This window comes from Nocardioides sp., assembly GCF_035703625.1.
Taxonomy (GTDB): Bacteria; Actinomycetota; Actinomycetes; order Propionibacteriales; family Nocardioidaceae; genus Nocardioides.
Genome location: NZ_DASSXS010000321.1, coordinates 1 through 7,862 on the forward strand (window position 1 = coordinate 1; position 7,862 = coordinate 7,862).

General features: G+C 72.5%; 9 protein-coding genes. 7 read left to right on the forward strand and 2 right to left on the reverse strand.

The window, feature by feature from the left end:
* Nucleotides 1-314, reverse strand: a 314-nt coding sequence (locus VFN12_RS16965; RefSeq protein ID WP_325119961.1) for an FAD-dependent oxidoreductase, incomplete at its 3' end; no start/stop codon positions are given.
* 51 nt (nucleotides 315-365) lie between these two features.
* Here VFN12_RS16965 and VFN12_RS16970 point away from each other — a divergent pair.
* Complete coding sequence (locus tag VFN12_RS16970; RefSeq protein WP_325119962.1) at nucleotides 366-725, forward strand: hypothetical protein; 360 nt, start codon at nucleotides 366-368, stop codon at nucleotides 723-725.
* Nucleotides 726-735: 10 nt separating this feature from the next.
* Here the strand turns inward: VFN12_RS16970 and VFN12_RS16975 are convergent, their stop codons facing one another.
* Nucleotides 736-2,238 carry a leucyl aminopeptidase gene (locus tag VFN12_RS16975; protein ID WP_325119963.1) on the reverse strand — a complete coding sequence of 501 codons (1,503 nt, stop codon included), beginning with the start codon at nucleotides 2,236-2,238 and terminating at the stop codon, nucleotides 736-738.
* A gap of 151 nt (nucleotides 2,239-2,389) precedes the next feature.
* Between VFN12_RS16975 and gcvT the strand changes: the two genes are divergently transcribed.
* From gcvT to thyA, 6 genes are all read left to right on the forward strand, one after another.
* Nucleotides 2,390-3,520, forward strand: coding sequence for a glycine cleavage system aminomethyltransferase GcvT (gene gcvT, locus VFN12_RS16980; protein WP_325119964.1), 1,131 nt, complete (start codon nucleotides 2,390-2,392; stop codon nucleotides 3,518-3,520).
* A 3-nt stretch (nucleotides 3,521-3,523) separates the two neighbouring features.
* On the forward strand, nucleotides 3,524-3,784 hold the full coding sequence (locus tag VFN12_RS16985) for a hypothetical protein (protein ID WP_414690060.1): 261 nt from the start codon (nucleotides 3,524-3,526) through the stop codon (nucleotides 3,782-3,784).
* Nucleotides 3,781-4,557, forward strand: a complete 777-nt coding sequence (locus VFN12_RS16990) for an aminoglycoside adenylyltransferase domain-containing protein (protein WP_325119965.1) — start codon at nucleotides 3,781-3,783, stop codon at nucleotides 4,555-4,557. The genes VFN12_RS16985 and VFN12_RS16990 overlap by 4 nt, the downstream gene beginning before the upstream one ends.
* Before the next feature lie 4 nt (nucleotides 4,558-4,561).
* Nucleotides 4,562-6,145 carry a hypothetical protein gene (locus VFN12_RS16995; protein ID WP_325119966.1) on the forward strand — a complete coding sequence of 528 codons (1,584 nt, stop codon included), beginning with the start codon at nucleotides 4,562-4,564 and terminating at the stop codon, nucleotides 6,143-6,145.
* Nucleotides 6,146-6,150: 5 nt separating this feature from the next.
* The gene (locus VFN12_RS17000; protein ID WP_325119967.1) at nucleotides 6,151-6,981 is read left to right on the forward strand and encodes a PhzF family phenazine biosynthesis protein; all 831 of its coding nucleotides are present in this window, start codon (nucleotides 6,151-6,153) and stop codon (nucleotides 6,979-6,981) included.
* Between the two features lie 542 nt (nucleotides 6,982-7,523).
* The coding region (thyA, locus tag VFN12_RS17005; protein ID WP_325119968.1) for a thymidylate synthase at nucleotides 7,524-7,862 on the forward strand (339 nt) is incomplete at its 3' end.

Consider the following 7,862-nt stretch of genomic DNA (forward strand, 5'->3'; position numbering starts at 1 on the left):
GAGACCACGCCGTCCTTGTAGGTGTTGACCCCGTCCATGTCGATGCCCTCGAGGGTCGCCCGCACGCCGAACTGGGCCGAGTCGCGGGCCTGGTCGGCGATCTCCGCCGCGTGCAGGAGGGCCTTGGTGGGGATGCAGCCGACGTGGAGGCAGGTACCGCCGAGGTTGCCCTTCTCGACGAGCCCGACCGTCAACCCGAGTTGCGCCGCGCGGAGGGCACAGGCGTAACCGCCGGATCCTGCCCCGAGCACGAGTACGTCGAAGTCGGCCTCGGCCACTCCCTGTTCCTTCCCTCCGGCGAATGTCTGGCCCATCCTTGCACTCTTTGCGCACCTGTCCACACGTGGACCGGGCACACTAGGGGCATGGGTTTGTTCGACCGTTTCCGGAGCCGCGGGCGCATGCGCCGCCCGGCCCGCGACGCCGCACGCACGGGGTCGACCAGGGTGCGCGCTTCGGACCGCACCGACGAGAAGCACCTCCATGACTTCGTGGCGACCCGACGCGGCGTGGAGGGGTTCGTCGAGCCCCGGACCGCCGTCAGCGACGTGACCCTGCTCCTCGTCGCCCACGACGGCGAGTGGACCCGGCGCCGGGTGCCGTCGGTCGAGTGGGCGCACTCCTTCGCCAACAAGAACCGGGTGCCGTCGTACGACGCCGCCGTGGTCGGCATCCCGCAGCGGATGCGCGACTACAACCGGCGCAAGAAGCTCGAGGGCTCCTGACGCGCGAGCCTCACCCTTCGGACAGGCGCCGGGCGTAGTCGACCAGCGTCGCCACCGCGACCCCCGTCCCGCCCGGCGTGACGTGGCCGTAGGCCGAGCCGGAGTTGAACCCCGGGCCGGCGATGTCGAGGTGGGCCCACGGCAGTCCGGCGGTGAACTCCCGCAGGAAGGCTCCGGCGAACAGTCCGCCGCCCCACCGGGTCCAGTCGTGCTGGGCGAGGTCGGCCACCTTGCTGCTGTGGATGCGCTCGTCCATCGACTCGGGGATCGGCATCGGCCACTGGGCCTCGCCCGCGGTCTCGGCCGCCGCCAGGACGCCCTCGACGACCTCGTCGGAGCCCATGACCCCGGCGACCCGGTCGCCCAGGGCCACCACCATGGCGCCGGTCAGGGTGGCGACGTCGAGGAGCACGTCGGGCTTGCGCTCGGTGGCCATGACCATGGCGTCGGCGAGGATGAGCCGGCCCTCGGCATCGGTGTTGAGCACCTCGACGGTCGTGCCGCCGTACATGGTGAGCACGTCGCCGGGCCGGACCGAGGAGCCCGACACCATGTTCTCCGCCATCGGCACCAGGGTGGTCACCTTGACCGGGAGGCCGAGGGCGGCGATCGCCAGCGTGGCCTGGATGACAGCCGCGCCTCCCGCCATGTCGCTCTTCATCTCGGTCATGCTCTGCGCGGGCTTGATGGTCAGTCCGCCGGAGTCGAAGGTGACGCCCTTGCCGACGAGGGCGAGGTGCTTCCTGGCGCCGCGCGGGGAATAGGTGATCTCGACCAGGCGGGGCGGGGCCGACGACCCCTGGCCGACCCCGAGGATGCCGCCGCACCCGAGCTCGGCGAGCCGCTTGTCGTCGTGGACCTTCACCGCCACCTTGGGTGCGCCCCGGCCCTTGGTCGCCTGAGCCACCGCGTCGCTGACGGCGTCGGCGAACGCTGGAGGCGTCAGGTCGCCGGGCGGCACGTTGACCCAGTCGCGGGTGGTGGCCACGGCCCGCGCGACCACCTGTGCCTCCTCGAAGGCCGCGACCATCTCCTTCTTGCGGGCCGAGGGGCTCAGGACGGTGACCGTCCCGGCTGTCTGGTCGGGCTTGGGCTCCTTCTTGTACGCGGTGAAGGTGTAGCCGCCGAGCTCGTAGCCCTCGGTCACGGCGCGCACCTGCTCGGGCGTGTCGGCGGGCAGCGCGATGGCCACCGAGGCGGCGTTGGTCGCCGCGCGGGCCGCCGCCCCGGCCGCCCGGCGGCAGGCGCGGGCGTCCGGCTCGGACCCGAGCCCGGCCAGGATCAGCAGCGGCGAGGAGATGACGCCGGCGGTGGGGACCTTGGTCACCTCACCGGCCTTGCCGGTGACGTCGAGGGTGGCCAGCAACGGCCGGAGCTTGCGGCCGTAGGCCTTGGCGACGTCCTCCGCCCCCGGCGCCAGCTCGACACCCTTCGCGGCTTTCAGCACGCCGACGACCACTGCGTCGGCGTGGGTCTTGGCGGGGCTGGCGCTGCGCAGGTTGTAGGTCGTCACCGACGCAGGATAGCCACCGGGCCGTGAGGGCGCCCTGCGGGAGGTTCCTGGTTTCGAGGCGCCGATGCGACCTCGCCGGCTCGGTCACCGGCTTGCTCTACGTCTGGCCCACGCCGTGCACTCCCGCGTCGCGCCCGGCTAGGGTCCAGACATGAGCGACCCAGGCACCCTTCTCCAGTCGCCCCTCCACGAACGGCATGTCGAGCTCGGCGCGAAGTTCGCGGAGTTCGGCGGCTGGACGATGCCGCTGGAGTACCCCTCGGGCGTGGTCAAGGAGCACACGGCGGTGCGCGAGGCGGTCGGGATCTTCGACGTCAGCCATCTCGGCAAGGCGATGGTCAGCGGCCCCGGCGCGGCGGCGTACGTCAACGCGACGCTGAGCAACGACCTGCGCAAGATCCAGCCGGGCAAGGCGCAGTACACGCTCTGCTGCGACGACGCCACCGGCGGCATCGTCGACGACCTCATCGTCTACTACCACGACGACGAGCGCGTCCTGCTGGTCCCGAACGCCGCCAACACCGCGGAGGTGGTGCGCCGCCTCGCTGCCACGGCGCCCGACGGGGTCGAGATCGTCGACCACCACCGCGACTACGCCGTGCTGGCGGTGCAGGGCCCCCGGTCCGACGAGGTCCTGGCGGCGGTCGGGCTGCCAACCGGGCACGACTACATGTCGTTCGTCGAGGCGACCGTTCCCTCGCTGGGCGGCGGGGACGGCACCGGTGTGGTGGTCTGCCGTACCGGTTACACCGGCGAGCGCGGCTACGAGCTGATCGCCCCCGACGACGTCGCGGTGCCGCTGTGGGATGCCCTCATGGAGGCCGGGCGCGAGCACGGACTGCTGCCGTGCGGGCTCGGCGCGCGCGACACCCTCCGGACCGAGATGGGCTACCCGCTGCACGGCCAGGACATCACCCTCGACGTCACCCCCAACCAGGCCCGCCTCGGGTGGGCGGTCGGGTGGAAGAAGGACGCCTTCTGGGGCCGCGACGCGCTGGTCGCGGAGAAGGAGGCCGGGCCCGAGCGCCGGCTGCGTGGCCTGGTCGCGGTCGCCCGCGGGATCCCGCGCCCGGGCATGAGCGTGTCCCTCACCCAGGACGTGCCGCTGTGCGACATCACCTCGGGCACGTTCTCACCCACGCTGAAGAAGGGCATCGGCCTCGCGCTGGTGCCGACGGTGGTCGCCCCCGACGCCGAGGTGGGCGTCGACATCAGGGGCCGACGCGAGATCTTCCAGCTCGTGGATCCGCCGTTCGTGGACCCGTCCGTGCGAGAGTCCTGACCCGTGGTGAACCTTCCCGACCAGCCGCCGTCCTTCCGCCCGCCCACGCCGACCGAGCGGCCCTGGTGGTGGCGCCTGGAGGACGCCGCCGGCGAGGAGGTGCAGGTCGACGACGAGCACGCCGGACAGCGCTTCGCCAGCCAGGCCGACGCGGAGTCGTGGGTGGGGGAGACCTGGTCCGACCTGGCCGCCGCCGGAGTCGACGCCGTGACCCTCTTCGAGCACGACCGCCAGGTCTACGGGCCGATGTCGCTGCACGCGTGACCCTCCCCCCACCGGTTGCGGCGGTGTGCGGGTCCTTCCTCGACGCCGTTCCGCCAGGACTGGTGACCGGCCTGTACCTGCGCGGTGGGATCGGCTTCGGTGAATGGGTGCCCGGCCGGAGCGACGTCGACTTCGTGGCCACGCTGGCCCGCCGTCCGGACCGTGCCGAGCTGGACGTCCTGCGCCGGGCCCACGAGCAGGTCGCCGCGGCACACCCTGACGTTCCGTTCGACGGCGCCCACCTGCTGGCAGCGGACCTCGCAGCCGACCCGGACCGGTGCCCCGACGTGCCCTGTGTCCTGCACCGCCACTTCGAGGACGAGGCGCGCTACGACATCTCGCCGGTCGGCTGGCACGAGCTCGCGTGGCACGGTGTCACGGTCGCCGGAACCCCGCACGCCCACCTGGAGATCTGGACCGATCGGGAGCGGTTGCTCGACTTCACCCGTGACAACCTCGCGACCTACTGGCGGGACACCGCCCGGGCCCTGGCGGCGTCTCCGGCCGAGGCGTCCCGGGAGGACGCCTGCTGCTGGTGCGTGCTCGGTGTCGCGCGTCTGGATCATCTCCTCGTCACCGGCGAGATGACCACCAAGAGCGGCGCCGGGCGGTGGGGTCTCACCCACTACCCCGCGCGCTTCCACCGGGTGCTCCGCGAGGCGCTCCGCATCCGGCACGGCGGTGGCAACGAATACCCGGACGATGACGATCGACGGGGCCGGGACACCGCTGACTTCACGGCTCACGTCGTCCAGCGGTCCGGGGGAGACTGAGGGTGTGAGCGACGGATCCGACTTCGCGGCCTTCGTGGTGGCGCGGTGGCCCGCCCTCGTCCGCTCGCTGGCGCTCCTCGGGTACGACGCCGAGTCGGGGCACGAGGCCGCCGTGACAGGGCTGGCGCGGTGCCAGCCGTCCTGGGACCGGGTCCGGGAGGAGGGGGACGCCGAGGCCCACGTCTACCGGGTGGTGCTCGACCAGGTCGAGCGCGGCACCCGGGAGGACGGTCCTGTGGGGGAGGCGGACCCGATGCTGTCGCTCGAGCCGATGCTGTCGGACGGCTCCGAGCGCGTCGAGCTGCTCGCCGCCCTGGAGAAGGCGCTGGAGCCGCTGCCGATGGAGCTCCGGACCGTCCTCGTGCTGCGCTTCACCGCCGGTCTCGAGGCCGACCAGGTGGCAGCGGTGCTCGGTCAGCCGCTCGCCCTGGTGAAGGAGCAGGAGTGGCGCGGGGTCCAGAAGATCGCCGGGGCTGCGGAGTGGGCAGGGCTCCGGCCGGGCGGCTTCGACCCGGCCCAGGTCTTCGTCGACGCCGGTGAGGTGATCCCGGTGCGGAACCCGCCGGTCGACGAGGTGGCCGGACGCGCCGCGGCCACCCGGAAGCGGCGCCGGCGGTGGGCCGGAGCAGCCGTGGTCGCCGTGGTCGTCCTGCTGGTCGTGGGCACCTGGCTGGGCACCCGCCCGGACGGCCCGCAGCTCCCCGAGTCGGCGGTCACCGCCGCGCAGAACCCGGCCGACATCGAGTGGTACGCCAACCACGAGCTGCACCTTCCGGAGGTGACCGTCGAGCTTCCGCAGGTCAGCGCCCTGGTGTCGGTGGCCGACGGGGTGGTGTACGCCGACGCGGACGGGCTGGTCGTCCAGGTGCGCGGCGACGGGTCGCTGGTGAAGCTGGGCGAGACGGTTCCGGACACGCCGATCGTCGCCTCGGCCGAGCGCAGCTGGATCGCCTGGGTGCAGCCGGGGGAGGCCGGCGACAGGCTCGTGGTCCGGGACGTCGACCGGCGCGAGCAGGTGGCGAGCACGCCGGTCGACCGCGGCGCGACCCCGGTGGCCCTGGACGGCGACCAGGTCCATTACACGACCCCCGGCCGCGACTGGAGCTGGCAGCCGCTGGCGGGTGACCCGATCTCGACCCCCGGTGGTGACCTGATCGACGTCGCCTCGGGAGTCCGGGTGAGCCAGGTCGACGACGAGGTACTGCGCATCACCCAGCCGCTGTTCGACGTCGAGGTGACGGTCCCGGGGGACGGGGCGATCCTGTCCTCCGGCGGCGACTTCGTGCTGACCACGGTCGACGAGCCGCAGCCGGAGACGGTCGCCCTCTACGAGGCGGCCTCCGGTGACGTCGTCGACGTCGGCCTCGCCCCCGAGGAGGTCGCCGTGCAGGCGGCGTTCGACGTCGACGACGCCGCGGTCTTCCTCGTCGAGCATCGCGCCAACCAACCCGAGCCCGGCGAGGACCTCCGCCTGTCCACCACCGGGCCGACCATCATGCGCAGGTGCGAGTTCGAGTTCTTCGAGCCGGAGTGCCGGACGGTGACGCAGTTCGCCAGCAACTTCGGCGAGCCGCTGCTGCCAGACTGACCTGCATGCACCAGTTCAGCCAGGTCGACGTGTTCTCGTCCGACCCGTTCCTCGGCAACCCGGTGGCCGTCGTCCACGACGCGCAGGGGGTGTCCGACGAGGAGATGGCCCGGTTCGCCCGCTGGACGAACCTCTCGGAGACGACGTACCTCCTCCCGCCGACGGATCCCGCCGCCGACTACCGGCTCCGGATCTGGACCCCCGACCGCGAGCTGCCGTTCGCCGGCCACCCGACCCTCGGCTCCGCGCACGCCTGGCTGGAGGCCGGGGGCGTGGCTCGTCAGGACGGGGAGCTGGTCCAGGAGTGCGCGGCCGGCCTCGTGCGGATCCGCCGGGGCGAGCGGCTGGCGTTCGCGGCTCCTCCCTTGCTCCGATCCGGACCGGTCGATGCCGGTGATCGGGAGCGGATCGCGACGGCGCTCCGCATCACCGACGCAGACATCGTCGACCTGGCCTGGGTCGACAACGGGCCGGGCTGGGTGGCCTGCCTCCTCGAGTCGGCGGAGGCGGTGCTGGCCTGCCGCCCCGACTTCGGCGCATTCGGTGATCTCGAGGTGGGCATCGTCGGCCCGTACGACGACCCGTCGTCTGCCGGAGCCGACATCGAGGTACGGGCGTTCGTCCCGTCGATGGGCATCGGCGAGGACCCGGTGACCGGCAGCCTGAACGCCGGCATCGCGCAGTGGCTGGCCGGCGACCGCCTCCCGGCGTCGTACGTCGCCTCCCAGGGGACCGTGATCGGGCGCCGCGGGCGGGTCCACCTCGAGCGAGGGGGAGACACGGTGTGGGTCGGTGGCGACGTGCTCACCACCATCACCGGTCAGGTCGGCCTGTGATCCGCGTCCTCGGTGGTTGAGGTGTGAGGCGCGCTGGCGCCGAGCCTCGAAACCCCGGAACTGGGGCAGGCCGGCGACCACGGTGCTCACCGCCTCGTGCGGACGGGAGCACGGTGTGGGTCGGTGGCGAGGCGCTCACCACCATCACCGGTCAGGTCGGCCTGTGACCCGCGTCCTCGGTGGTTGAGGTGTGAGGCGCGTTAGCGCCGAGCCTCGAAACCCCGGAACTGGGGCAGGCCGGCGACCACGGTGCTCACCGCCTCGTGCGGACGTGAGACACGGTGTGGGTCGGTGGCGAGGCGCTCACCACCATCACCGGCCAGGTCATCCTGTGACCCGCGTCCTCGGTGGTTGAGGTGTGAGGCGCGCTAGCGCCGAGCCTCGAAACCCCGGAACTGGGGCAGGCCGGCGACCACGGTGCTCACCGCCTCGCGCAGGTGCGGGGGTCTCGAGGCTCGCTGCGCTCGCAACTCGACCACCGGATGAGGTGTAGCGCTCGCGCCTCACGCGCGGCGTCGCCGGTCGAGCGTAGGATCCCGACCGTGCGGCAGTACCTCGACCTCCTCCAGCGCGTCCTCGACACCGGCGTGGAGAAGGGGGACCGCACCGGTACCGGCACCCGCAGCGTGTTCGGTCACCAGATGCGGTTCGGCTTGGCCGACGGGTTCCCGCTGGTCACGACCAAGAAGATCCACACCCGCTCTGTCTTCGCCGAGCTGTTGTGGTTCCTGCGCGGCGACACCAACGTGAAGTGGCTGCAGGACCGCGGGGTCTCGATCTGGGACGAGTGGGCCGACGACAACGGGGACCTCGGCCCGGTCTATGGCTACCAGTGGCGGTCCTGGCCGGCCCCCGACGGGCGCCACGTCGACCAGATCCGG